The sequence below is a fragment of the Faecalibacterium sp. i21-0019-B1 genome (genome assembly GCF_042852915.1).
GTDB classification, from domain to species: Bacteria; Bacillota; Clostridia; order Oscillospirales; family Ruminococcaceae; genus Faecalibacterium; species Faecalibacterium taiwanense.
In genome coordinates, this window is record NZ_AP031425.1 from 1,214,771 (window position 1) to 1,239,735 (window position 24,965).

Consider the following 24,965-nt stretch of genomic DNA (forward strand, 5'->3'; position numbering starts at 1 on the left):
ATGTTTAGTATTCGCAAGGCGCGGGCGCCGACGCCCCACGACTTCGTGGCAAAATCCAAGCCCAAGAAGTCGAAAGCAGGGAAAGACGCCCTTAAAAAGCTGAACGACTACCTGAACTCGGCTTCCAGTGAGCCGATGTACTTCCTTCACAACTTTTGGAAGGCCCAGAGCAACGCCATCACCTACAAAGAACTTCGTGAAGCCATTATGAACGGCTACCTTGACGAAGCGACCCTCCAAGCGTGGCAGCAAGATTACTCCCTCTTTGTGAAAAGCCACCTTGAACCCATCTGGCAGCAGGCAGCCAAAGCCGGAGCCGATGCCCTGGCGGCGTCGGCTTCCGGCGGATGGGTTTTTGACCCCATGAGCGACGCCATGACGGCCTGGATCAAAGACCACGGCGCCGAGTGGGTAACGAAAATAAACGATGAAACCCGGGATGCCATGCGCGCCATGATCGAGGCCAGCACAAAGGGACAGTTCACGGTGGACGAGCTTTCCCGGGCGATCCGGCCGCTTATCGGCCTGACAGAGCCCCAGGCGGCCGCAAACCTGAAATATTACGCCAGCGTTAAGAAAAGCCTCCTTGACAACGGCGTGAAAGCGGATGCGGCCACCAAGAAGGCCAGGGAGCAGGCCTATAAGTACGCCGATAAACAGCTCCGGCAGAGAGCCTATACCATTGCCATCACCGAGAACGCCGCAGCGTACTGCGCCGGGTATCGTGAGGGCGCGGCCCAAGCCCAGGCGCAAGGCTACCTTGGGAAGGGTGTGTATGTTTTTGCGACCGCCGACGATGAAGACGTCTGCCCGGTGTGCAGCGCCCTGAACGGCACCGAAACCGACGCCGAGGGAAGTTACCACATCGGCACAACAAAAATGGCCTTCAAGATGGGCCCACACCCGCCGGTGCATCCGCGCTGCCGGTGCGCCGAATACTTCGAGGAGAAGGAACCGCCCGTCTTTCTGCCCCAGCAGCCTGCACAGGACGTTATCCAGCCATGGCCGGGTAATTTGCCAGACCCGAGCGAAAGGGCAGAGGACGAAGGCCAGGCCTTTGTGGCGGGTAGCTTGAAAGTGCCGGATGGCATGACCTCAAACGGCCCCGTCCACCTGGGCAACACTGGCAAGATGTACGATTACACCGACGCCAACGGCTGGGAGTGGTATTTTAAGCCTGCCCAGAGCAAGGGCGGGCAGTATGAGCCGTTCCGGGCCTATGCGCAGGAGGCGGGCTACAAGGTGCAGTCCATCGTGGACCCGGACACGGCCGTCCCGGTGGGCGTTGGCACTATTGACGGAAAGTTTGGAGCTTTCCAGGAGAAGGTAAAGACCTCCGCCGGAGGAATCGACCTTGAAGCCTGGCAGCTTGGCGCGGCTTCCGACCTTCCGCCGGAGGTGACGGCGCAGATCCAGCGCGAGCACGTCACGGACTGGCTTCTGGGCAACTTCGATGCCCACGGCGAAAACTTCCTGACAGACCAGGAGGGCCGAATCGTTGGCATTGACAAAGAGCAGGCCTTCCGCTACATGGGCGACGCCAAAAGCCATGTAATGAGCTACACATACCACCCGAACAGCGCATACGGCGAAACGGAGCCGGTCTACAACACCCTTTTCCGCCGGTTTGCGGAGGAAGATATAGACCTGAACCTCCAAGACACTTTGCCGTATATAAAGCGGGTTGAGAGCATCCCAGATAAAGAATACCGCGAGATCTTCCGCCCCTATGCCGAGGCCCTACACGGCCAAGGAAAAGAGGCGGAAAAGCTGCTGGACGAGATCGTGGAGCGCAAAAGCACCCTCCGCGAAACTTACCGCACGTTTTACGAAAGCCTTCTGACGGAACGCACCGGCACGAAGGCTTCTTTTGTTTGGGCGGACGAGGCCGCGGCCGTTGCGAAGCAGCCCCTTGCGGCCGTGCAGATCACCCCGCAGGCGGCTAAAGGCATGACCGTCCAAGACCTGAAACAGATTGCAAAGAGCCAGGGCGTTGCCTACTACAGCAAAATGAGCAAGGCCCAGCTGGTGCAGGCTGTGACGGACCCCGTGAAAGCCGCAGAGCTTTCCCAGGAGGTAAAGGCAAAGGCCGCCGCAAATGCAGCCGCCAGAAAGGCAAAAGCCCAGTACACAGCCCCGCAGGCAACAATCCCGAAGGGCGTTAAGGGTGCCGGAGAAATCTTCTCCGACCTGTCCAAGGTGCCCACCACACAGGAAGGAATCCCCATTGCTTCCGACCGCGGCAGCGTGGAGGGCCTTGTCCTTCGCGCCCGGCGGATGAACATTGACGGCGCCGAGGTCTACGAGGTGAGCGGAAAGCTGACGCAAGGGACCTGGGCGCGGGCGTTGAAAACAATCAAGCCCAGCAGTGCAACCGAAGCGCTGGAATTTGAGGAAGCCTCCAAGACGAGCGCCTTTTTCAGTTCCAGCGGTTTGAGCCTTGGAGTAAACACGAAGTGCAGGGCTGTCCACGATGGCGAAAAGACCTTGCAGATCTACACCCACGAGGGCGGCGAATATTACTCCTGGCAGGGCTTTTTTCGGGCCCGTGTTCCGGTGACGGCAGACGGCGGCTTTGATGCCCGGGAAATGAAAAAACTGTTGAAGACGGCAGGCCTTGACGACCTGACGGAAACGCCGACAGTGGAGGCCGAAAAACGCCTTATAAAGTCCCGCCTTGTCTGGCAGAACGCCCCTTCCCGCGCCCCAGAGTATGAAAATCTGACCAGCAACGCCCTGGACAAGAAGCTGGACGAGATCCTAAAAGACCTGGGCATTGACCAGAAGCGGGTGGACGGCGTGGAGCTGCGCAAGGTATGCGACGGTTACGCCGTCTATTACGACCCGGCGCAGGCCAAAGCCTTAAAGGCTGCGGGTGCGGATTACGTTTGGTGCGGCGTTGGAAGCGCTGACAGCGTTGTTTCTATCATTCAGAGCGGAGGCCTTCGCAGCACAAACCGGCGCTGCCTTTCCGGCATCAGGCTGACCGGCGCAAGCCCAAGCCAGGATATGCGCACCGGCGGCGCAGATAATGTTTTCACCAGAATTGGAGTGAAGAATGTTCACGGGAAAGTGCGATATGATAAATCTTTCTGTGGCAGCGGCTATCGCCTTATTATTGACGAAGCGGAGCTGGGCCGCACAGACTGGTACGCATATACCGGGGACAACTTCGGAACGACCCAGCCGAGCACCTTCCACAGCCGCCAAGGCTCCGAGGAGTTCGTGAGAGGACAAAAAGAGGGTTATTACCAGTCCGGCAATGAAATCATGTTCCGCCAGGGCATCCCGGCCACGTCCATACAAAAGATTCGCTGCCCGGGCGAGCGTGAGCGCGGCAGGCTGCTGCAAGCGTTCCGCAATGCGGGAATAACGGAAGTGAACGGAGTGCCCATTGAGGATTTTGTGGAGGTTGGCGATCTGCTATGAATAGACGGCTTGTTTACACCATCAAGCGCCCGGGCGACAAGAAGCCCACCGGCCTTGCCCTGAACTGCCACCTTTGGCACGGGGCCTTCCGCTACTTCGACACGGAGCACGGCCACGAGATCCCAGGCAAGGTGACGGAGGACGGAGAGGACGCCTTCACGTTTACTTCGGAGGGCTACGCGCCCGGAGCCTGGCGGTTTGAAAAGCTGACCATTGAGCGCTTCCGGCGCGAAACATACAAAATCGTGGAAGGCGGCAACTACATTGCCCAGGTGATCCGCAGCACGGTGGACCTTCACGAATGGTATCGCAAGAGGTATGGCGAGGCCGCCGGGCTTTGCTATCCCCGCATAAATTCCGAATAGTTCATTCAAAATTCCGAATTGTTTACGCTTAAAATTCGGAATACGCTGAAATTTACGCTGATTTTTGCAAAAATCCTGCAAATTCAGCGAATAAGGAGAAAGCCATGGTTACTTTTAACGAAGCACTCACCGGCAAGAAGCCACCCGGCAAAGAGCCGAACGGCCGCATTGCTGGCACCTTCAAGATCCAGAAATCCGTTGACGAAAAGCGCCTGGCCTTTGGCTGGGCCAGCGTGGCAGCCACGGCCGCGGGCGATACCGTGACGGACTACTACGAGGACATCATCGAGCCCGACGAGCTGGAACAGGCTGCCTATAACTTTGTACAGTTCTACCGCGAGGGCGGCGAAATGCACGAGCGCGGCGGCTGTGCCGTCCTGGTGGAGAGCGTAATTTTCACCAAGGAAAAAATGGCCGCTATGGGCATCCCGGAGGGCGTTGTCCCGGAAGGCTGGTGGATCGGCTTTAAGGTGACGGACGACGAGGTTTGGGAGAAGGTCAAAGACGGCACCTATCCCATGTTTTCCATTGAGGGCGAGGCCGTCCGCGAGGAAGTGGACGACGAGGAGCCCGAGAACTAAATACCGATAAACCAAAGCCCCGGCACCCGCCGGGGCTTTGTTGTTTATAAAAAATCTTCAAAGAAAGGAGGAAACGCAAATGGCCACCAAACTTAAAAACCTGAAAATCAAGAAAGTGGACTTCGTGGACAACGGCGCGAACCCTGGCGCGAGTATTGCTCTGTACAAGAGCAAGCCTGCGGAAGGGAAAACGCCTGCTGTGCAGCCCAAGGAGGACACCCCGCCCGAGGAATCTATTTTGAAGCGGATTGTTCACGCCATTGCCAAGAGTATCGGCGCCACCGATGCGCAGGCAGCTGCGGCCGTTGAGGAAGTTTCCAAGAACGCGGACGTCCCCACCTTTGGCGACGCTATGGCCCGCCGCCGGATGCGCCAGACCACGGAAGAAATCTGGGATTACTGTTACGCCCTGAATGACAGCCTGTGCGGCATTGTGGCAAATGCCGACATTACAGCCGAGGACAAAAAGGCCCTCATGGCCCAGAGCTGCGCAGAGTTCGCAGCGGCGACCGAAGCGGCAATCCCGAAATGGTCCGGCGGCATTCCCGTGAAGTTGGAAAAGGCAGCCCCCGCGCCTCTGACACCCGACAGAATCGAGAACGCCAAAGCAGCCCGCGCCCGTCTGGACGAGATGATCTCCAAGGCGGAGCCGAAGCCCACGACCGAAGATATACCGCCGGAGCCCCCGAAAGAGGGCACCGACCCGACGCCTCCCGCTGAACCGCAGCAGGAGGAAGAACCCGTGCAGAAAGGAGCATTTGACATGGAAATCGACAAGAGCAAGCTGTCCCCCGAGGAAGTGGCGCAGCTGGAAGCAATCGAGAAGAAGGCCGGTATTCCGGCCCAGGCAGCGCCCGCCACGCCCGCAGGCGTTGAGAAGTCCGCCCCTGCCACCCCCGCAGATAACACCGCGGGCGGCGAGGAGGATATTTACAAGGGCATCCATCCCGAAGTGGCAAAGGAGATCGCAGAGCTGCGCAAGTTCCGCCAGGATGCGGAGAACCGCGAGCTTCTGACCGTTGCCAAGAAGTACGAGCTTCTGGGCAAGAAGCCCGAGGAGCTTGTCCCCGTGCTGAAATCCCTGAAAGCCGCAGGCGGCACCGCCTACAACGACATGATCGGCGTCCTGGACGCAAACCTGGAAGCCGTGCAGAAGTCTGGCGCATTTTCCGAGATTGGCAAGCGCGGCGGCGACCACAGCCACGCCACGACCGGCGCAGACGACGCATGGAGCCAGATCGAGAAGCGGGCCGAGGAGATCCGCAAGTCTGCCCCCACTATGGACTATTACGAGGCCATCGACCAGGCTTGCCAGCAGAACCCCGAGCTTGTCCATGAGTACGAGAACGGCCGCTAAAGAGAGGAGGAAAAGAGTATGAGCATCATCGGTACTGCAACCAATTCCAGCCCGTACCTGGCTGCGCCTGCTGCTGCGGCCATTGAGAACGGCAAGAACCACTTCGTCACCCTGGGCGAGAACGGCGTTTCCCTGGCTACCGAGGGCGTCGCCGCTGTGGGCATCCTGCTGCCTGACACCGAGGACAAAGTGGCGGCAGGCGAGGGCGTGACCGTGCAGATCAAGGACCGCACCCTGGTCCAGGTTGGCGCGGCCGTTACTGCTGGCGACCCGCTGGCAAGCGACGCCAAAGGCTGCGCCGTGAAGGCCGAGGCGGAAAAGTTCATCGTGGGTTATGCCATGGAGAGCGCGACCGCCGCGGGCCAGATTATCCACATCCAGATCACCAAGAGCGGCTTTATGCCGAAGGCGGGCTAAAGGAAGGAGAGATAAACAATGAGCAACACCAGAAACACCACCGCGGGCATTGCGGCCGAGATCGCCAAAGGCTGGCAGCCCAACAACTACCTGACCAATATGTCCATGGCTTACTTCCAGAAGCCGGAAGACTATGTGGCGCACAGCATTTTCCCGGTCTGCCCGGTGCAGCTGTCCGCTTCCTACTACTACACGTTCAGCAAGGAAGATCTGGCCCGCGACAACGTGCAGCCTAAGCCCGCTTTCGGCAAGGTTGACCCTGCTGTGATGGGCCAGGACGACAACACCTACAAGTGCCACGTTGACCAGATCATTCTTGGCATTGACCAGATCGCCGCCCTGAACTACCAGCGCAGCCGCGCCCCCGGCGTGAACGACCCCCGCCGCGCCAAGGTCCGCACCGCCACTGAACAGATGCTTCTCCACCAGGACATTCTTTTCGCAAAGAACTTTTTCCATGCTGGCGTCTGGGCAAACGAGCTGACCGGCACCACCAACGGCAGCGGCTCTAAGGAGTTCGTGAAGTTCAACGACACTTCTTTTGACCCCATCGGCTTCTTCGACGACCTGCGCACCGAGATCAAGCGCCAGGGCCGCCGCACCCCGAACCGCCTGGCTCTGGGCATCCAGGCCTACAACGCCCTGAAAAGCAACCCCTTCGTGAAGGAGAGCGTGAAATACACCGGCACCACCGCAAACCCGGCCATCGTTACGCCCAACGTTCTGGCGCAGCTTTTCGGCGTTGAGCAGGTGAAGATCCTGGAATCCACCTACAACTCCGCAAGCCTGGGCCAGAAGGAGAACATGGAGTTCATTTGCGACCCCAAGGCCGCGCTTCTGTGCTATGCCACCCCGACCCCGCAGATCGACGAGCCCTCCGCGGGCTACATTTTCACCTGGGATATGCTGGGCAACGGCGCTTCTGTCGCCTTTGACCAGTACGAGGGCGAAAACGGCACTCACGCGGAGTTCATTGAAGGCCTGTGCGCTTCCGACATGAAGAAGACTTCTGACGACCTGGCAATCTTCCTGAAGGACTGCGTCTAAGGAGGATGCCATGGGATACACCTGTCTGAAAATGGCGACCTTCGGCGGCGTGAAATACCGCCCGGGCGACGTTGTGGAGGCTGAAATGATCCAGCCGGGCAGCGCAAGGGCAATGCAGGACATGGGCATTATTGCCGAGTTCCAGGATCTCGAAGTGGGCAAAATCGAAACGCTGACCCTCCCCATTACTGCGGAGGGCGGCGTGGTAGAGCTTGACGCCACCCCGGACGCCGTTGTCCAGGCTGTGTGCATTTTGCAGCAGCGGGCAGAGGAAGCGGTGACGACCATTGCCGAGGTTGAGGACCAGAGCGTCCTTATTCTGGTGAACGCCTGCGACAGCCGCAAGAGCGTCAAGGCGGCCGCCAAGGAGCGCGGCGTGTTCCTGGAAGATGAGGCTGCAAAGGCCGTGCAGGAGGCCCCGGAGGGCGGCTCCGAGGGGGTGAGCTGATTGGCACAGCTCACATACACCTACGACGCGAGCAAAATCGCCGAACACGGCCTTGACCAGATGCGTTTCGAGCTGGGGGACACGATGGTGGATGGCGGCGTGGAAACCTGTGCGCTGAGCGACCAGGAATACAAAGCCGTTATTGAAGCCTACCCCCGCTGGAAACGTGCAAAGCTGGCCTGCGTGGAAAGCATTCTGCGCCGGTTTTCCTACGAGGTGAACACCAAGGTTGGAGAACTGAACCTCTCCCTGAGCGACCGCTTGGACTACTGGAAAAAGCTCTATTCTGACTTAAAGGCAGATGTGAGCGCTTCCGCCCCGCTGGCAAACCCGGCGGCTATCAACGGCGACCACTATTTCTACGCTGGCATGATGGAGAACCACGGGACCGGCAGAGGAGGCGGCGGCCATGTTTTACCTTAGACCCGGGAACCTTTACAAGGACTTTGTAATCGAACCACACATAGCGGAAAAGAGCACGACCGGGCGGGCAACTGCGAAATACGACACGGAGAGCCGACAGCTTCTCCGCGGCGTGCTTTCGGACGCTTCCCCGGAAGTAATCGAACGATTCAGCCAGAACGCGCACCCTGTTACACACCAGATCGCGCAGCGTGGCAGGCCCAAGGCCAAGGCTGGCGACCGCCTTCTTTTGGAGAACCGGGCGTACTACGTTGAAGGCGTGGACCCGCTCGGGGACCTGGGCCTTTATACGCTCTACTACGTTCAGCAAAGGGAGGACACGCACAATGGAAATTGATATTTCTGGCGCCGTCCAGGGCTTTGTGCAGGACGTGGAAAAACAGGTTGCGAGCCGCGCCGAGCGTGCCGCACACGTTATTCGCAAGTACGAACTAAGCGTGCTGTCGAACAACCCGAAGCGCAGCGGCAAAGTATACCGCAAGCCTGCGAGCAATAAGACCTACACGGCATCCGCCCCCGGTGAACCGCCCGCCCTTCGCACCGGCGACCTCCGCCGGAGCTTCCGACCGCTTGCAAAGAGCGAAATCGTCCAGAGCGCCAAGCATTACACGCCTGGCATCCGCACAGATGTGAAGTGTGCGCCGTTCCTGGAAGACGGAACCAACAGAATTTCCCCGCGCCCCTACGCGGAGGAGATCAAGCAGAAGGCCTTCCCCGAGGTGAAGGCTATTTTTGAAGAAAAATACACCTAAGAGGAGGGCAGCCCCATGGGCCTTATGAAGGAAACCACATCCGCGGCGATTGATACAACCGCCATCCACCCCGGCGACCTGATCCGCGCAAAGTATGCAGACTGGAACGAGGCAAAGAACGGTATTGTTACCGCCGTGACCGGCGGGGAAATCCGCTGCCTTTATTTTCCGGGCATCCGGAACGTGTGCAATTACTTTCTGATCGCGGCAGACGAGGTCACAGAAGGGCTTTGGGAAATTTCCTGGAGCACCGACATGAAGACCATCCAGACCGAGGGAGTACAGCATGACGCTTGAAGAACTTATCTATAAGCGGATCTCTGAATCCGCCGCCGCTGAACGGCTGGCGCTCCACAACGGGGCACCGGCCGTTTTCTTTGGCCCGGTGCCTACCGACACGGACCCGGGCTGGGCCGGGGCTGAACAGTATCCGCGTATTTCCTACACCATCGACATGAGGGCAAACCCCGAGCGCCAAACCGCCGGGAATCTGTACCTTGATGTTTGGTGCCTGGACAGCGGGACCGCGCCGGAGGCCGTAGAGCCCAGCGTCCGGGCTGCCCTGTGCGACGTTATTATGGCGCCGCAGGAACAGCCCCCGTACAGTCTGGCGTGGGTTACAAGTGAAACCTTCGAGGCCACGAAGCAGCTTGACAAGAGCGCCCGCGTTATTGGCGTGACGGTGACTTTTGATCTGTATGCGCTGCCGCAGCAGGAAACCACCGACCCGGACCCCATCCTGGCAATGAACGCCTTCACGAACAGGTGGAGCAACGCTGTGACCGTGATTGGAAGCGACCGCATGGGCGAGTATACGGAGCCGTCGGACGAGCGCCCGGCGGCTTATTTCCGCCTTGCAAACTACCACCTGGCACAGGAAACGCACACCGTGGCGTGGATGGAAGGCGTCCTGGTGGGCCACATGATCGCGCCGACCTATGCAGGCCGCCAACGTTGGCTCAAAGCCTTGGCGGACGAGCTTGCAACCCGCGGGGAAGTCGAAATGCTGGACACCTCGCCCATGTTTATACGCGCTCTGGAAGTGGACGGGAGCCTGGACCCGCTGACGGCCGGGCAAATGCGCCTTGGCGTCCGCTGGGGAATCCTGAAACGGCCGAAGTTCGCCCACAAGCTGAACCACATCAACACGAATTACAACTACAACCCGTAAAAGGAGGCTATTATGGCAGAAACCAAAACCACGGCTGCCGCGCCCGCAGAGGCGGCGGCCACCTATACCGCGGCCGAGCTTATCGCAGCAGCCCCGGCAAAGTTTGGCGTTTCGCCGGACGTTGCCACCGCTGCCCTGCGCATGGCTTGCAAGAAGACTGCCACCGTTGAGGAGGCAAGGGCCATCATCACCGAGTTTGCGACCAAGGAGGTGAAATAATATGGCTGGCACTTATTCTGTGGGCGAAACCAAGACCCGCCCCGGCGTTTACCACCGGCGTTATAGTGTTGGCAGCGGTGAACTGGCTGGCGCCCTGAATGGCGTTGGCATGGGCATCATTCGCGCCAACTGGGGTCCCCTGAACAAGGCCGTTGCCTTTGAACCGTCCACCAACGTGAACGCGGTATTTGGCAACGGCAACACCGAGGACCTTATCACCGAAATGTTTTCCGGTGGCATTTCCAGCGGCTATTTTGTCCGCTGTGGCACCGGCGGCACCGCGCCCACCATTACCCTGAAAGATGACGCGAAGGCCGACGTTGTGACCATTACCGGCGCCTATGTTGGCGACCGGGCTTTCACCGTTTCCATCCGCGACAGCCTGACCGGCGACGGCCGCGAGTGCATCATTTACGAGGGCACGACCGAGTTCTTGAAGGTGACGTTTGCGGCCGACAAGAAGGAACCCGCTGGCCTGGCTGCTGCCATCAATGCAGCAACCAAGGATTTCATCGCCAAGGCAACCGCCGCAGGCTCCGGCGTTATGGCTACCGTTACCCAGTCGGCTATGACCAAGGGCACCCAGCCCACCACGAACACCGTAAGTTACAGCGCGGCCCTGGACGCCTTCGACGCCGTGCGCGGCAATGTTATCTGTGTGGACACCGACGACGCGGCTGTCCATGCCCTGGTGCAGGCTTACATCACCCGTACCTTTACCGGCGGCGGCTACCTGATGGGCTGTGTTGCCGAGAATAAGGGCGTTGAGTTCGACACCCGCACAACCCACGCCGCGGCCTTCAATGACGAGAAGATGCACTATTGCGTCAATGGCGCCCTGAATGCCACCGGCGACGACTACAACGGCTACAAGCTGGCCGCCCGCATTGGCGGCATGATCGCTTCCGTGGCTTCCAACGTGGCCCTGACCCACACCGTGGTGAAGGGCTTTGTGGACCTGGACGAAGGCCTGACCAATAGCCAGATCGAGAAGGCGTTGAAGCGCGGCTGCATCGTGCTGACCAAGAACGCTTCCGGCCAGGTGCAGATCGAGCAGGGTATCAACACCCTGGTGAGCCCGGACGGTGACATGGATGCAGGCTGGAAGAAAATCCGCCGCACCAAGGAACGTTTCGAGCTTATGCAGCGCATCGACGACAGCCTGGACCCCATTGTGGGCAAACTGGACAACGACAGCGACGGCCGCGCCACCGTTATTGCCATGGGCAAGGCGATCATTGCCGCCATGGTGGGCGAAAAGAAGCTGACTTCCGGCGATATGTACGAGGATGAAAGCAACCCGCCGCAGGGCGATTCTGCATGGTTTATCCTTGACATTGTGGACAAGGACAGCCTGGAACACGTCTATCTGGCGTATAAGTTCCGTTTCGCCACCGAAGTGAGCGAGTAAAGGAGGGAATGAGCTATGTATAATCAGTCCGGCCCGGCCGACAGCCGCAAGGTTTTGAGCGGTAAGGACGCAGTCCTTTTCAATGGCGAAGGCGTTATGCTTGCCACTGTTGAGAGCTTCCAGGTCCAGGTGAACGTTTCCAATTCTGATTACCAGCCTTTGGGCGACGCGCAGCAGCACGCCGCCATGACCGGTTACAAGGTGACGCTGACCTTCTCCCAAATCACCATTGAGGACGATGCCTTTATTGAGGATATGTTCGCCATGATGCACAGCGGCCAGCAGCCTAACTGGAACCTCCAGGGCGTTGTTTACGGTCGCAACGGCAGCGAGCAGCGCATGAACTACCGCGGCTGTGTGCCCGATGGCAACATTGACCTCCAGGGCGCTTCTGTGGGTGATATTATTAAGCGCGCATGGAACATTGTGGTCAACGACCCGCCGGAGCTCCAGAAGCTCCTGGCCGCATAAGAGAGGCCACAAAAACGAAGAACAGATACAGGGGGAGATGCCTTGCGAGGGCGCCTCCCTTCTATTTCATTCGCATGAACGAACAAGACCGTTATGGAGGACAAATATATGAGCATCAAAGCTACTGTGAACCCTGCTGCTGAAACCACCGAGACCACCAAAGAAGAGCAGATTGCGGACGCCCGCGAGAATGAAACCGCCCTGCTGGACGGCCTTCTGGCTGCTGCGGACTTCAAGACTTCGGAAGAGTGCATCAAAAACGTGGTGATCTCCCGCAACGGAAAGGACCTGTTCAGCTTCCACATTCACCCGTTGAGTGAGGAGGACTACAACAGCTGCCGCAAGAAGTTTACCAAGTTCGTTAAGAGCAAAGTCCAGGGCGGCATCCGTGTGCCGGAGGAAGTGAACGCTGTGAACTACCGCGCAGAGCTGATTTTCCAGGCTACCACCCCGGAGGACCAGGTAAAGGTCTGGTGCAACAAGGCTCTGTGGAAGAAGCTGGATCTTGTGACCGGCTACGAGGCCGTGAACGCGCTTCTGATGGCAGGCGAGAAAGAGGCCGTTCTTTCCCTTATCGATCAGATCAGCGGCTATGAGCTTTCCGAGGAGGACGTGGCAAAAAACTAATCCTCGCCGGAGGGCGCGCAACGCTTTTGCACCAGATCTTCCAGCGCACCGGCGTAATGCCGGGCAAGGTCTGGAACGCCCCACATGGTGAAAGAGCGTTTTGTTTGGCCTCCATGATGGTGCAGCTCGAACAAGAGCAGAAGGCCGGAGAGGAGGGAACAAATGGCCTCTGAAACTTTTAGAATTGCCATTGACGCGACCGTCAACGACAATACCGGCCCCGGCGTACAGTCCGCCCAGAAGCGCCTTTCTGGATTCGACAAGAGCATCGAGCACACCAAAGACCGGCTGGACCGGCTGACAAGCACGGGATTCCACATTGACCTGGATGCCGTAGACCGGGCAACCGCTACGATCCAGAACGTGGAAACGAAGGTGCACGGTTTCGTCGGTAAAGCCTGGAATTTTACGGTTGGCATCATTGACAAGGCGACGGCGCCTTTGCAGGGCATTATAAACCTTGTGAAAAACCCCGTCTTGCAGGCCGGTGCCATTTTCGGCGTTTCTGTGAGCCTGGCCGACACGGTGAGTACATACGGAGCCTTTGAGGAATCCATGTCGAACGTGAAGGCCATTTCCGGCGCTACGGCCGAGGAGTTCGACAAGTTGACCGCCAAAGCCAAGGAGGAAGGCGCAACCACGAAATTCACGGCCAAGGATTCGGCGGACGCCTTCGGTTATATGGCTATGGCCGGGTGGAAGACCGAAGATATGCTGCAAGGCATTGACGGTATTATGAGCCTGGCCGCAGCTTCAAACGAGGACCTGGCGACCACTTCCGACATTGTGACCGATGCTTTGACGGCCTTTGGGCTGAAAGCGTCCGATTCCGGGCACTTCGCCGACGTGCTGGCGCAGGCCAGCGCGAACGCGAACACGAACGTCGGCATGATGGGCGAATCGTTCAAGTACGTTGCCCCTGTGGCAGGCGCCTTGAAGTATTCCGTGGAAGACGTTTCCCTGGCCCTGGGCCTCATGGCAAACGCCAGCGTCAAGGGCTCCATGGCAGGCACCAGCCTGAAAACCTCCCTTGCGAACATGGCAGCGCCCACCGACAAAATGGAAGCCGCCATGGACAAGTACGGCATCAGCCTGACCAAGCGCAACGGCGAAATGAAGACCATGCACGAGGTTTTGGACAACTTGCGCAGCAGCCTGGGCGGCCTTTCCGAAACCGAACAGACCGCGGCCGCAAGTACCATCTTCGGCAAGGAAGCCATGGCCGGTATGCTGGCGATCATCAACGCATCCGAAGACGATTACAACAAACTGACCGCGGCCGTGAACAACGCCGACGGTGCATCCCAGCAGATGGCAGACACGATGCTGGACAACATGAACGGCAGCTTTACGCTGCTGCAATCGGCGGTTGACGGCGCAAAAATCGCCCTTGGCGAGCGCCTTTCTCCGTACCTTCGGGAGCTCGCAACGTGGATCACCAACAAAATGCCGCTGGTAGAGGATGCAATCGGCGACGTGATGGACCATGTGGACGCAAAGGTCGAGGATCTGCGCCACACCATTGCAGAGTTTACCGCCAGCGACGAGTGGGCAAGCGCCGACATTTGGGGCAAGCTTGGCATTGCCTGGGATAAGATCGTGGCGGAGCCGTTCGACGAGTGGTGGAACGGCAGCGGCCGCCAGTTCTTTGCCGACAGGGCCGCAGGCCTGGGCCGTGGCCTTGGCAGCGGCATTACCGCCGGATTCCTGGCGCTACTGGGCATTGATCCCACCGGGGCCATTGACGACGGTGCAGCTATTGGTGCAAACTTTGTTTCCGGCTTTATGGACGGCCTGGACTTCGACGGAATCCTGGACGGCTTGAAGACCTGGGCGGAAAACCACAAGGCCCAGGTGGCGGCCATTGGCGCCGTTCTCGGCTTCAAGCTGGTAACGGGCGCAGCAAGCGCCTATTCTAAACTTCGCGGTCTTACCGCGGCGCTGGGCCTTGGAGGCGGCACGGGCACCGGCATGGGCTCTTCTGGTATGCCTTCCATGGGCGGCTCTTTCAAGACTTCCGCAGCCGTTATGAACGTAACGGCCCAGATGGTGGTCTTGAAGTCTGGCAACTTTGGCGCTGAGGCTGGCTCCAAGGCCCGCCAGGCGGCAGAAGCGGCCTTTTCTGGTGGCACCGGCAGCCCTTCGCTGCCGAGCGGCGGCGCGCTTGTCCCGAGCGCGGGCGCCCCGGCGACGGCCGGAGCGCTGCCCGGCACTACAAGGCTCCTCGGCGACGGCAAGGCGACCTTTGAGGGGACGGCCGTTGAGATTGACCCGGCGGCACTGCCCGCAAAGGGCCTGACTTCCGCAAATGGCTGGCTGGGCAAGCTCCTGCAAAAGGGCTCCACCCAGGCCACCATGAGCGCGGACGGCACCCTGACTTCTGTTACCGGCGGCGTTGGCGGCACCCTGGGCGGCATTGGCACGGCCCTGGGCAGCCATGCGACCACGGCGGCAGGCACGGCCGCAGCGGGCGGCGCAAGTATTCTGGGCGGCATTCTGGGCCTTCTGGGCATCGGTGCAGGCGTGAGAAACCTGTACCGCGGCACCCAGACCACCGGCAAGGGCGCTCAGAACGAGTATTCCAAGGGCGGGACCAAGATCGGCATGGTCGGCGCAGGCGCAGCGGCAGGCGCAGCCGTGGGCACTGTGGTGCCTGTTGTTGGAACCGGCGTCGGCGCTCTTGTGGGTGCCGGTATCGGTGGTCTTGGCGCCCTGGGCTTTGGCGACAAAATCGGCCAGGCGCTTTCCGATGCACTGGACGAAGGCGGAGCGCTGGACAACCTGAAACAGACGGTTGGAACCTTCTTCACTTCGACGCTGCCGGAGCACTGGACGAGTTTCTGGGATGGCGTGGGCACCACGTTTTCCGAAACAATCCCCTATGCAATCGGCTACGCCCTGGGCAAAACGAAGGTTTTCTTTACCAACACGCTGCCGGAACACTGGACCGCCTTCTGGGATGGTGTAGGGGAGTTCTGGACCGAGGACGTCCCTGCATGGGTGGAGAGCACCGGCGAAAAGGCCGTCACGTTCTTCACCGAAACGCTTCCGACCAAGTGGACCGCCTTCTGGGATGGTGTAGGGGAGTTCTGGACCGAGGACGTCCCTGCATGGGTGGAGAGCACCGGCGAAAAGGCCGTCACGTTCTTCACCGAAACGCTTCCGACCAAGTGGACGGACTTCTGGACCGGCGTTGGCGACTTCTGGACAAAGGAAGTCCCGGCATGGGTTGAAAGCAGCGTGACGAGCGCGGCAAACTTCTTCACCGTGACGCTTCCGGCGAAGTGGACCGGCTTCTGGTCTGGCGTGGGCGACAAGATCAGCGGATTTTTCACCAACGCCAAAAACGCCTTTAGTTCTGGCCTCTCTGCCGGATCGTTTACGACCGGCGGAGGCACGAGCGGCGGCGGCGGAGGCGGCCGTGTTACTCCGCACGCTATGGGCGGCATTATGACGAGCCCGCACGTTGGCCTTGTGGCAGAAGACGGCCCGGAAGCGATTATTCCGCTTGGCGGCAGCCGCCGAACTAGAGCGCTTGATCTTTGGAATCAAACGGGATCGATTCTTGGCGCCGACTATTCGGGCGATTCGGACGACGACACGCCCGAAAACGTGCCCACGTTCTCCCCCGTCGTGTACCCGGCACCGGCGCCGCAGGCGCCCGCAGGAGCCGTAGCGCAGCCCATTTCTATTCCGGTAGAAATTGGGCTGAACCCGCAGTTTATCATCCAGGGCACCGCAGGCATGAGCCCGGACGAGATTATCGCAACCGTGAAATCCCGCATCCGCGAAATGGTGGACGACATAAGCGACGAGATGGCCGAACGCCTGGCCCGTGTCCTTGCGAATATGCCCGCATAAGGAAAGGAGGGCAAAATGTTACCCGAGATTGTGTACCTTACCCAGCTCGACACGGGAACCAGAATTGCGCTCCCCCTTACACCCGAGAAGGTTTCCGACAAACGGGAGGGGAATTTCATTTCCTACAACATCCTGAATGTTGGCGAGGTGAAGATCCCGAACGGCGAGAAGCTGGCGCAATTTTCCTGGAACGGTATTCTCCCCGGCGTTTCCATGCTGGGCATGGGTATCGTTTCGCTTTTCGACTGGAAGCCGCCCCGCGTGATGATCGGCATTCTTGACGGCTGGAAGAAGAACCGGAAGAAACTTCGGCTTCTTGTGACCGGCACGGCCATAAACCACGACGTTTATATCCAGAACTTCACCGTTACCCATGAATACTTCGACCGGGCAGAATACAGCATTTCCTTTGTGCAAGCAAAGGACATTCTGATTAAAACCACGGACGAGGCAGACGGGAAAACGGATGGCGGAAGCCTGGACGAGCGCCCGGCAAGCGCAGCGGCCGCAGCTTCCACACAGGCGACCGGCAAAACCTACACTGTGAAGCCTGGGGACACGCTGTGGTCCATTTCCAAGAAGTACCTTGGCAACGGTTCGCGGTATTCGGAGATCTACAACTCCAACAAGGCCGTAATCGGGAGCAACCCGAATTTGATTAAGCCGGGCCAGGTTTTGACCATTCCGGGGTGAGGAGGACCGCATGATCGACGTTTCCAAGGTAGCATACAATGTTTATGCGGTCCTGCAAGACGGCACCCGGCTGAACGTGACCCCAGCAGTCATGGATCTGGGCTGGGAGGAAGGAGAGAGCGAGTTGAGTTCCCGTTTTTCGTTCACTGTTGCAAACGTGGACTATAACGGGAGCCCGCTTTCTTCGACCATAAAGCCGAACACCGCCATTGTGGTAACGGCATCGGCCGGAGGCGATGAACAGGAAGTTGCCAGCGGGAAAGTAATCGAGTGGAACCCGCAGGACGGGGCCGCCATGAAGGACTTTTCCGTGGTGTGCTACGACGACCTTTACAACCTCCAAAAGAGCCAGGACGACCGCTATATCAAGGCTGGAACCGGCACGAAATCCGCCCTGAACGCCATCTTTTCCGATTGGGGAATCCCGGCCGGAGAATACAAGGGCCCGGACAAGCCCCACGCAAAAACGCTTTTCAAAGCGGAATATCTGGGGGACATTATAACGGAGCTTCTGGACGATGCCGAAAAGCACGGCGCGGACAACTACGTTATAAGAATGAGCGGTGGCAAGGTGAACGTTCTGCCCATCAACGCCAACGAAACAGTTTACCACTTTGACGAGGACGACAACCTGACGACGAGCGGAGACAAGATCAGCACGGCCGACCTTGTGACCCGCGTTAAGGTGATAGGCCTTGAAAAGAAGACCCAGAAGCGGTCTGTGGAAGCCACCCTGGACGGGAAAACGGAGTACGGCATCCGGCAGCGGATCTATACCCGCAGTTCGGACGATACGGCCGCGCAGGCCAAGTCCGCCGCACAGAAGACCCTTGACGAAAAGGGAGAACCTACACGGAAAACCACCCTGAAAGGCGCAGATCTTCCGTTCATCCGCAAGGGCGACAAAATCCGGGCTGCGGCCAGGACCGTGAACGGCTTTTGCACTGTGCTGGGAGTGCAGCACGATGCCGCAAACCGCACAATGACCATGACCGTTAAGGTTTTGGACGAAGACCCGGCCGGGAACAAGAAGGACTCTGACGAGTACAAGGTGGGCGATATTGTGAACTTTGCCGGTGGCAGCCATTACAAGGCTTCCACCGATACAAAGGCCGCAAGCACTAACCTTTCGCCCGGCAAGGCTAAAATAACCATCATAAAGAAAGGTGCAAAACACCCGTACCATCTGATCTATCAGAACTGGGCCGAAACGCACGTTTACGGCTGGGTGGATGAAGGTGCCTTTTCAAAATAACGGAAGGAGGAAACAGTGAACCCGAGTTCTGGCAACAAGGGTGTGAACCACCTGGCCCAGGTTTTGGCCGGTCAGAGCAAAAAGGACCATGACCGAAATTCCGCTCTTGTCCTTGATTTTGGCGAGATCATGGATGATTACAGCCTCCAAACGAACACCTTTTCCATTCCGATTCCGGTAGAAGATTACCACGTCTGCCGTCAGCTGACCCTTGGCAAAACCGGGGACATTCTGGCGAAGACCCAGGCCGTTGGCTCTCCGGGCAGCGGAGAGCATGAACACAATGTTGTTTCAAAGTTAAAGGATTCTCTCGGAAAGCCTTGCACCGGATCGATTGGCGTGGCAGCCAGTGCTCAACCAGACCCGCCAGACCCGCCGCAGAGCAACGCGGGAAGCGGAGGACCGGAGGGCGCCCACCAGCACCACGTTTTGATTCCCGAGAAAATGCGCCGCCTGAAACCCGGGGACCGTGTTCTGGTGGCCTGGGTGCAGTCGGAGGCCGTTGTGGTGGATATTATCTGCCCGGCGGAGGACCTGAAAAAATAACCAGACGAAAGGAAGGACTTTCCCATGGCTGAAAAGCAGCTTTACCCCGTTTTTGAAGTCCCCGACTTCGTCACAAAGAAGAACGAGGAGAGCCGGAAGCAGCAATATAAACCCTCTGTTTATTTTGACTACGCGACCGGCGATTTTCGCCTTGACGGCGCCGGACGCATGGCAGGAGCCAGCGGCCGCGAAGCCTATATGCAGTGGTGCATGAAAACCGTTATGACGGAGCGGGACGCCTTTCTGGCGTATTCGACCAAGTACGGCGCAGAGCTTGAAATCTCGCTTGCACAGAGCGACCACGCCAGCGTGGAAGCTAGTCTGGAACGGACTATTATTGAGGCCATCATGGCAAACCCCAAAACAGAGTATTGCCGCGACTTCACGTTTACATGGAACGGGCCGGACAGCTGCGATTGTGCATTTAACATAAAGGGCCGCGGCTATGACGAGATCCAGACCGTCAACCTGAACTTTTCAAAGTAAGGAGGTGAGAGCATGGCCACAATTCCGGCATTTTCTCCGCCTGACTGGCTGAAAACCGAAACGGCAGAGCAGATCCAGGCGCGCATGATGGAAAGCCTCCCGCCCGACATTGACGACACCGAAGGCGGTTTCCCTTGGGACTTTACCTATCCGACAGCGCTTGAAAAGGACGAACTTCTGAATTTCCACCTTGTGGAAACCTTGAAGCTGATGTTTCCGGCGTGGTCCTATGGTGCATACCTTGACGGCCACGCCAGGGCTGACGGCCTTTCCAGACGCCCGGCGAACGCTGCGGCCGGTATCGTTACCTTCACCGGTACGCCTGGCACACAGATCCCGGAGGGGACTGTGGTCTGTGCGCCTTCTTGCGGCGGAGTGCCCGCCATTGAATACGCCACGGATTCCGCGGCCTACATTGGCGAGGCGACCGACGGGGAGGACGGCACCGTTGACGTTGCTGTAACGGCCGTAGAGCCCGGCCCCACCGGCAACGTGGGCGCGGGAGTCATTACAATTATGATGGACCCGATTGCAGGCGTTACCCTTGTGAACAACGCCGACAAGATCACCGGCGGCGCAGAGGAGGAAGACGACGAATCCCTCCGCCTGCGCATTGCGGAGTATGACGAAACTTCGGGCGAATCCTTTGTGGGCTGCGACGCGGACTATATCCGCTGGGCCAAAGAGGTTTCCGGCGTGGGCACGGTACTGGTTGATGCCCAGTATGAAAAGACGCATCCCAACTGGGTGCGCCTTATTATTCTGGATTCTTCCGGCGAGCCCGCCAACGGCTCTATTATCCAAAACGTGTATGACCACATTATGAGGGATGACAACCGGATTGAACGCAAGGCACCTGTGGGCGCAATCCTTCTGGTGCAGGCCCCCGAGGGCGAAGTGGTGAACATTTCCGTCGAGGGTTTGCAGCTGGACGGCGCCAAGACCGCAACGGAGGTGGAAGAAACCTTCCGTTCTGCGCTGATTGAGTATTACATCACCGCCAAGGCTGACAGCCTGGTGAAGTATAACGAGATCCACGCGGCACTGACCCGCACCGAGGGCGTGAAGAACTTCTCCAAGGTCCTTGTAAACGGCGACGTGAAAGACATTCCGCTGGACCCGGCAGACTACCCCTGCACCGGTGAAATCTACGGCATCAAGGACACGGAGGCGACCAGCGAATGAGCACCCGGAAGAACTTCGACCTTGAAAAATTCCCCGAAAACCGCGTTTCCCAGCGCATGATCTCCCGCGTTTCGCCTATCTATGAGCGGTCCTATGTGGCGAAGTGGCTTTATGAGGTCATGGGCCAGGAGGTGGACGACGCGGAGATCCGCTTCTCGGAACTGCGGGAGCAGGCAAACCCGGAAACGGCAACTTGGGCCCTGCGCTACTGGGAGCAGCGTTACGGCATCGAGGTGGACGAGAGCCGGAGCCTGGCAGCCCGCCGGGCGGACATAATCGCCCGCCGCGGCGCCCGTGCTCCGATGAACCCGGAACGTTTCAAAAGGATTCTTGAAGCAACAACGCAATGTGACGTGGAAATTAGAGAGTATATCGCACCGTATACTTTTGGCGTTTATCTGAAAGCAGATGATGCGGAGGAAGTAAATGTTCTTCGCATTGTAAAGCAGATAAAGAAAATTAAACCGTCGCATTTGACATATCGCCTATCTCTGCTGTATCAGCCGAAAACGAAGCTCGCGTATATTTCCGGGAAATTATACAATGTTAATGCATCCTGCACCATCCGGCTGCCGGGTGTAATCAAGCCGCGAGCTGTTGGAGCCACGGCATACACTGCCGGTGCCGCCGCTTCGGCAAGGATGATGGCGGAAGTCGAAATCCCCGGAATCATCACCCCGAAATCCGTTTCCGCGCAAGCCTATGCCGCAGGCAGGCTTGCACACACACATGAAACCATAACCATTACGATTGGAGGACAGACAACGTGAGTTGGGAAAAATCCAGTTACACGAAAGCCGGTGCCGCCCTGCTGTCGGAATCTCTCTCCGGCGGCGCACTGACCATTACCCGCGCCGCGAGCGGCACCGGCTCTGTTGACACCGACCTGTCGGCAGAAACCGCAGTCAGCGGAGACACACACGAACTGTCCTTGCTGGGCATTGAAACCGTCACGGACGACGGCAAAACCGCCCGCAAGGTCAGCATTCAGGCCACCGGTGCAGCAGATACCTACGTTATGCACCAGATCGGCGTTTTCGGTGTCTTGAACGATGGCGCAGAAACGCTCCTGTTTATCATGCAGGATGAACGCGGCATTGAAGTCCCTGCCGCAAGCACGAACTCCGAGTTTTCGTTTGAAATCGCCGTTCTGCTGGCTGTTTCGGCAGAAGCCAACATGTCCATCGCCGTTGACCCTCAGGTGCAGGCGTTGATGAAGCTGGTCAAAGCCGAGATCGAGAAGCACAATGCCAATGCCGACGCCCATGCGGCGACAATCACGGCAGCGGTCAGCGCAGCCGTGAAGAACCTGTCTGAATCCGGGGAAATCCTGAACGAAGAACAGGTAAAGGCTCTTATCAAGGAGCAGGTGGACGGCGGCACAGGCGGCGGCTACTATGGCTCCTACGAACTCACCCTTGCGGCTGACGGGTGGAAGCCCGCTCGCAGCGAGGATGATTACGAAAACGCTGGCGGTATGGATTACTACCAGTGCATTTATGATGCAGAACTGTCGGACAGCACCAGCGAGCTTGTACCCGTTGGCGTTGTATCTCCCGGCAGCTTCTATACTACGACCAAAGCGGGCGTCCTGAACGGGTGCGAAACGCATGATGGCTTCATCAGATTCTTTTCACAGCGCATCCCGTCCGATAATATTCAGGCGACCGTGACCCTGTTCGGGAAAGGAGGTGGTTCGGGTGAAACCGGTAGCGTAAGCATCGGTCAGGGCTTGAAGCGTGACGCGAGCGGCGCTATTGCCGTCCGCATTGGCGAAGGCCTTGACTTTGACAGCGCAAACGCGCTGACTGTCCGCAAAGAAACCGTTATGACGAGCGAAGACCTGCTGAACGAGGAAGAAACGCAGCAGGAAATCGTTGATATGCTGAAATAATTTTAGGAGGACACTACTATGTCTAAGCAGATTTCTACCAAGACCACCATCCGCAACCTGACCGCCGAGATCAAGAAGACCTTCGTCAAGAAGGATGCCTTTACTCCGGTTCAGACCGCCGCCAACGCCGCATCAAGTCTCTGGCTGTGGACGGTAACACTGTGAACTTCTACACCAGCACTGACAAGACCGGCTCCGCTGCATTCTCCGTTGACTTCCCCTCTGAGCTGTTCCTCGACCAGACCAAGACCACCTTTGTTGCAAAGTTCAAGTTCGACACTGCCACCTATCCCGGCGCTACCGACCCCAAGCTGGAAGGCAAGCCGGTCATGGTGCTGGCCGTCAAGGGAGAGAACCCGGACTCCTGCACCTACTCCTTCTTGAGCATGGCCGCTCTGGTCGATACCTATAAGGCCAAGGCCACTGGCAAGGATGCATCCACCACCGTTACCATCGCTGGTTATGAGGTGGATGTCAAGGTCAATGTTTCCGCTGCTGTCGGCAACGCCCTGGTTCTGAAGGACGATGGTCTGTATGTTCCCACCCCTGAGGAGGTGGGCATCTCCGGCAAGGCCGATAAGGTCGCCGGTGCCACCACCGGCAACTTTGCTGCGCTGGATGGCGAAGGCAATCTGACCGACAGCGGCAAGAAGCCTGCGGACTTCGTGGGCGCCGAGGCTGGCAAGCGCCTTATGAGCGATGCCGAGGGCGAAAAGCTGGCCGGTGTCTCTGAGGGCGCAACCAAGACTGCCGCCAGTTCCACCAACGGCAATGTGAACATCGACGGCAAGGAAGTCGTCGTGTACACCGAGCCGGAGAATGTTCTGCACGACGAGGACGTGGAGGACTTCTCCGCAGAGGAGATCGCCGCTCTGCTGGCTGACTAAGACATGAGGAGGTAAGCTCTATGGCAAAAGCGAAGATTAAAACGCTTTTGGGCACAGGGCTTGCCGCGCTTTGCAGCCACATCAAGCAGTGCAACACCGCAATCGGAGACCTTTCCGAAGCAACGGCAAACGGATTCGAGGAAACCGATGACATCCTGCACGAAAAGCAGGATGTCACGGCTGCGGTGTCTTTTACGATTCCGGTCGATGGCTGGGGCGAGGATGATTCCTCCCCCGGCTATTTTTATTGTAACATCCCCATTGCGGGCCTGTTGGCTACCGACATTGTGGATGTTACGGTACTGCCGGAATTTTACGATGTGGCGGGTGCGGTGGGCTTTATTGCGACCGAAAGCCTCGAAGGAAAGCTGCGGCTGAGGGCCGCCAAAGCTCCGACCGAGAAAATTTCTGCACAGTATCACATTACAAGCACCGTGAGATACACGGATGCACAGGAAGGGGGAACCTAAATGGCATACGGTTCTTTTAATGCAGGCCCCGGCAAGGCGCCGGATGAAGATGTTGTCCGCACTGACCAGATCGGCATTCCGGGCGGCATTGCCACGCTGGATGCAAACGGCCACCTGACCGAGAGCCAGCGGTGGGAAGTGGACAGCTACAAAAAGGCCGAGACCGACCAGCGCATCAGCGCGGCGGTGGATGCCCATAACGAAGCAGCCAACGCCCACGGCGACATCCGCGCCAGCGTGGCAGCTATGAACGCCAGCATCAAGGCCATTGAGCTGAAGTTCGGCACGAACGTCACGAAAAATCCGTTCTCTGCCACGTTCGGCAGTCTGGACGGCCTGACCGTGGCAGGTGCGTGGAACGCCGAACAGGCGAGGGTGGAGTTCTGATGGCTGAAACATTCAAGGTCGGCGCGAATGCGCGGGAGCTGCTGCGGTACACCCAGAGGGCAACCCGCATTGTCACCGACGACATCAGCCGGAGCGATGCCCGGAAGATCATCCAGAAAGTCGCGGCGCTCGAAGATGTGCGCGACATCCAGAAGGTGTGCGGCACTGCCGTCCATGCACTCGACACACGGGACAGGGAGGGCTTTTCCAAAAGCACTTTCCGTCTGTACGGTGAGGGCATCCGGCTGACTGCCCGGCAAATCCTGCTGGATGCACACGCGGCGAACAACGTCAATTTCCAGACCGACTACGACAAGCGCATTGAGAAGATCGGCGCAGTTGTGGACGGCTGCTCTCTGCTACTGGAATACCTGACCATCTGCACGGAGGAAGGTATCATCAGCGCAAAGAAAGCCGGTATCTGGACAAAGAAGGTCACGGACGTAAAATACCCGGCGATGAAGTGGCTCACGTCGGAACGCGGACGTGCCGAAAAACTCCGGACAGAAGCGGAACGGAAACGGCTGACCGAACAGGCTGCCGCCCTGAAAGCTGCCCTTTACCCGGAACCGTAAACGCACAG

General features: G+C 58.5%; 29 protein-coding genes. All 29 read left to right on the forward strand.

Features of this window, described 5'->3' with window-relative positions; genetic code table 11:
• The 29 genes from ACGHP1_RS05985 to ACGHP1_RS06125 all read left to right on the forward strand — a co-directional run bounded on the left by ACGHP1_RS05985 (nucleotide 1) and on the right by ACGHP1_RS06125 (nucleotide 24,957).
• A complete protein-coding gene (locus ACGHP1_RS05985) occupies nucleotides 1-3,429 on the forward strand; it encodes a phage minor head protein (protein WP_390508360.1) in 3,429 nt (1,142 codons plus the stop codon).
• Nucleotides 3,426-3,794 (forward strand): hypothetical protein, encoded by a 369-nt coding sequence (locus ACGHP1_RS05990; protein ID WP_390508362.1) that lies wholly within the window; start codon nucleotides 3,426-3,428, stop codon nucleotides 3,792-3,794. The genes ACGHP1_RS05985 and ACGHP1_RS05990 overlap by 4 nt, the downstream gene beginning before the upstream one ends.
• A 104-nt stretch (nucleotides 3,795-3,898) precedes the next feature.
• The gene (locus ACGHP1_RS05995) at nucleotides 3,899-4,375 is read left to right on the forward strand and encodes an XkdF-like putative serine protease domain-containing protein (RefSeq protein ID WP_390508364.1); all 477 of its coding nucleotides are present in this window, start codon (nucleotides 3,899-3,901) and stop codon (nucleotides 4,373-4,375) included.
• A gap of 79 nt (nucleotides 4,376-4,454) precedes the next feature.
• Complete coding sequence (locus ACGHP1_RS06000) at nucleotides 4,455-5,732, forward strand: hypothetical protein (protein WP_390508366.1); 1,278 nt, start codon at nucleotides 4,455-4,457, stop codon at nucleotides 5,730-5,732.
• 18 nt (nucleotides 5,733-5,750) lie between these two features.
• Nucleotides 5,751-6,149: a capsid cement protein gene (locus ACGHP1_RS06005; protein ID WP_390508368.1), complete on the forward strand. Its 399-nt coding sequence runs from the start codon at nucleotides 5,751-5,753 to the stop codon at nucleotides 6,147-6,149.
• An 18-nt stretch (nucleotides 6,150-6,167) separates the two neighbouring features.
• Nucleotides 6,168-7,196, forward strand: a complete 1,029-nt coding sequence (locus ACGHP1_RS06010) for a hypothetical protein (protein WP_390508370.1) — start codon at nucleotides 6,168-6,170, stop codon at nucleotides 7,194-7,196.
• A gap of 10 nt (nucleotides 7,197-7,206) precedes the next feature.
• Nucleotides 7,207-7,644: a hypothetical protein gene (locus tag ACGHP1_RS06015; RefSeq protein ID WP_390508372.1), complete on the forward strand. Its 438-nt coding sequence runs from the start codon at nucleotides 7,207-7,209 to the stop codon at nucleotides 7,642-7,644.
• On the forward strand, nucleotides 7,645-8,067 hold the full coding sequence (locus ACGHP1_RS06020) for a hypothetical protein (protein ID WP_390508374.1): 423 nt from the start codon (nucleotides 7,645-7,647) through the stop codon (nucleotides 8,065-8,067).
• A complete protein-coding gene (locus ACGHP1_RS06025; protein WP_390508376.1) occupies nucleotides 8,054-8,404 on the forward strand; it encodes a hypothetical protein in 351 nt (116 codons plus the stop codon). Before ACGHP1_RS06020 ends, ACGHP1_RS06025 begins: the two co-directional genes overlap by 14 nt.
• Entirely contained in the window at nucleotides 8,394-8,819 is a 426-nt protein-coding gene (locus ACGHP1_RS06030; protein WP_390508378.1) for a hypothetical protein, read from the forward strand. Before ACGHP1_RS06025 ends, ACGHP1_RS06030 begins: the two co-directional genes overlap by 11 nt.
• Nucleotides 8,820-8,834: 15 nt before the next feature.
• Nucleotides 8,835-9,116, forward strand: coding sequence for a DUF5026 domain-containing protein (locus ACGHP1_RS06035; RefSeq protein WP_390508380.1), 282 nt, complete (start codon nucleotides 8,835-8,837; stop codon nucleotides 9,114-9,116).
• A gap of 88 nt (nucleotides 9,117-9,204) precedes the next feature.
• The gene (locus ACGHP1_RS06040) at nucleotides 9,205-9,990 is read left to right on the forward strand and encodes a hypothetical protein (protein ID WP_390508382.1); all 786 of its coding nucleotides are present in this window, start codon (nucleotides 9,205-9,207) and stop codon (nucleotides 9,988-9,990) included.
• A gap of 12 nt (nucleotides 9,991-10,002) precedes the next feature.
• A complete protein-coding gene (locus tag ACGHP1_RS06045; protein WP_390508385.1) occupies nucleotides 10,003-10,209 on the forward strand; it encodes a hypothetical protein in 207 nt (68 codons plus the stop codon).
• 1 nt (nucleotide 10,210) lies between these two features.
• Complete coding sequence (locus ACGHP1_RS06050) at nucleotides 10,211-11,620, forward strand: phage tail sheath subtilisin-like domain-containing protein (RefSeq protein ID WP_390508387.1); 1,410 nt, start codon at nucleotides 10,211-10,213, stop codon at nucleotides 11,618-11,620.
• 15 nt (nucleotides 11,621-11,635) lie between these two features.
• The gene (locus ACGHP1_RS06055; protein ID WP_390508389.1) at nucleotides 11,636-12,091 is read left to right on the forward strand and encodes a phage tail tube protein; all 456 of its coding nucleotides are present in this window, start codon (nucleotides 11,636-11,638) and stop codon (nucleotides 12,089-12,091) included.
• Between the two features lie 108 nt (nucleotides 12,092-12,199).
• Nucleotides 12,200-12,718, forward strand: a complete 519-nt coding sequence (locus ACGHP1_RS06060) for a hypothetical protein (protein WP_390508391.1) — start codon at nucleotides 12,200-12,202, stop codon at nucleotides 12,716-12,718.
• Between the two features lie 162 nt (nucleotides 12,719-12,880).
• Nucleotides 12,881-16,579: a phage tail tape measure protein gene (locus tag ACGHP1_RS06065; protein WP_390508393.1), complete on the forward strand. Its 3,699-nt coding sequence runs from the start codon at nucleotides 12,881-12,883 to the stop codon at nucleotides 16,577-16,579.
• 15 nt (nucleotides 16,580-16,594) lie between these two features.
• Nucleotides 16,595-17,272, forward strand: coding sequence for a LysM peptidoglycan-binding domain-containing protein (locus tag ACGHP1_RS06070; RefSeq protein ID WP_097777989.1), 678 nt, complete (start codon nucleotides 16,595-16,597; stop codon nucleotides 17,270-17,272).
• Nucleotides 17,273-17,282: 10 nt separating this feature from the next.
• The gene (locus tag ACGHP1_RS06075) at nucleotides 17,283-18,527 is read left to right on the forward strand and encodes a hypothetical protein (protein WP_390508395.1); all 1,245 of its coding nucleotides are present in this window, start codon (nucleotides 17,283-17,285) and stop codon (nucleotides 18,525-18,527) included.
• A gap of 15 nt (nucleotides 18,528-18,542) precedes the next feature.
• Complete coding sequence (locus tag ACGHP1_RS06080; protein WP_097777987.1) at nucleotides 18,543-19,073, forward strand: hypothetical protein; 531 nt, start codon at nucleotides 18,543-18,545, stop codon at nucleotides 19,071-19,073.
• Nucleotides 19,074-19,097: 24 nt separating this feature from the next.
• Entirely contained in the window at nucleotides 19,098-19,559 is a 462-nt protein-coding gene (locus tag ACGHP1_RS06085) for a DUF2634 domain-containing protein (RefSeq protein ID WP_097777986.1), read from the forward strand.
• A 12-nt stretch (nucleotides 19,560-19,571) separates the two neighbouring features.
• The gene (locus ACGHP1_RS06090) at nucleotides 19,572-20,744 is read left to right on the forward strand and encodes a baseplate J/gp47 family protein (protein ID WP_390508397.1); all 1,173 of its coding nucleotides are present in this window, start codon (nucleotides 19,572-19,574) and stop codon (nucleotides 20,742-20,744) included.
• Nucleotides 20,741-21,514 carry a putative phage tail protein gene (locus tag ACGHP1_RS06095; protein WP_390508399.1) on the forward strand — a complete coding sequence of 258 codons (774 nt, stop codon included), beginning with the start codon at nucleotides 20,741-20,743 and terminating at the stop codon, nucleotides 21,512-21,514. The genes ACGHP1_RS06090 and ACGHP1_RS06095 overlap by 4 nt, the downstream gene beginning before the upstream one ends.
• Nucleotides 21,511-22,638, forward strand: coding sequence for a hypothetical protein (locus ACGHP1_RS06100; RefSeq protein WP_390508402.1), 1,128 nt, complete (start codon nucleotides 21,511-21,513; stop codon nucleotides 22,636-22,638). The genes ACGHP1_RS06095 and ACGHP1_RS06100 overlap by 4 nt, the downstream gene beginning before the upstream one ends.
• An 18-nt stretch (nucleotides 22,639-22,656) precedes the next feature.
• Complete coding sequence (locus tag ACGHP1_RS06105; protein ID WP_390508036.1) at nucleotides 22,657-22,803, forward strand: hypothetical protein; 147 nt, start codon at nucleotides 22,657-22,659, stop codon at nucleotides 22,801-22,803.
• Nucleotides 22,800-23,525 carry a hypothetical protein gene (locus tag ACGHP1_RS06110; RefSeq protein ID WP_390508039.1) on the forward strand — a complete coding sequence of 242 codons (726 nt, stop codon included), beginning with the start codon at nucleotides 22,800-22,802 and terminating at the stop codon, nucleotides 23,523-23,525. Before ACGHP1_RS06105 ends, ACGHP1_RS06110 begins: the two co-directional genes overlap by 4 nt.
• A gap of 20 nt (nucleotides 23,526-23,545) precedes the next feature.
• A complete protein-coding gene (locus tag ACGHP1_RS06115; RefSeq protein WP_390508041.1) occupies nucleotides 23,546-23,995 on the forward strand; it encodes a hypothetical protein in 450 nt (149 codons plus the stop codon).
• Nucleotides 23,996-24,382: a hypothetical protein gene (locus tag ACGHP1_RS06120; protein WP_390508044.1), complete on the forward strand. Its 387-nt coding sequence runs from the start codon at nucleotides 23,996-23,998 to the stop codon at nucleotides 24,380-24,382.
• Nucleotides 24,382-24,957, forward strand: coding sequence for a hypothetical protein (locus ACGHP1_RS06125; protein WP_390508046.1), 576 nt, complete (start codon nucleotides 24,382-24,384; stop codon nucleotides 24,955-24,957). The genes ACGHP1_RS06120 and ACGHP1_RS06125 overlap by 1 nt, the downstream gene beginning before the upstream one ends.
• The last annotated feature ends 8 nt before the right edge of the window (nucleotides 24,958-24,965 follow it).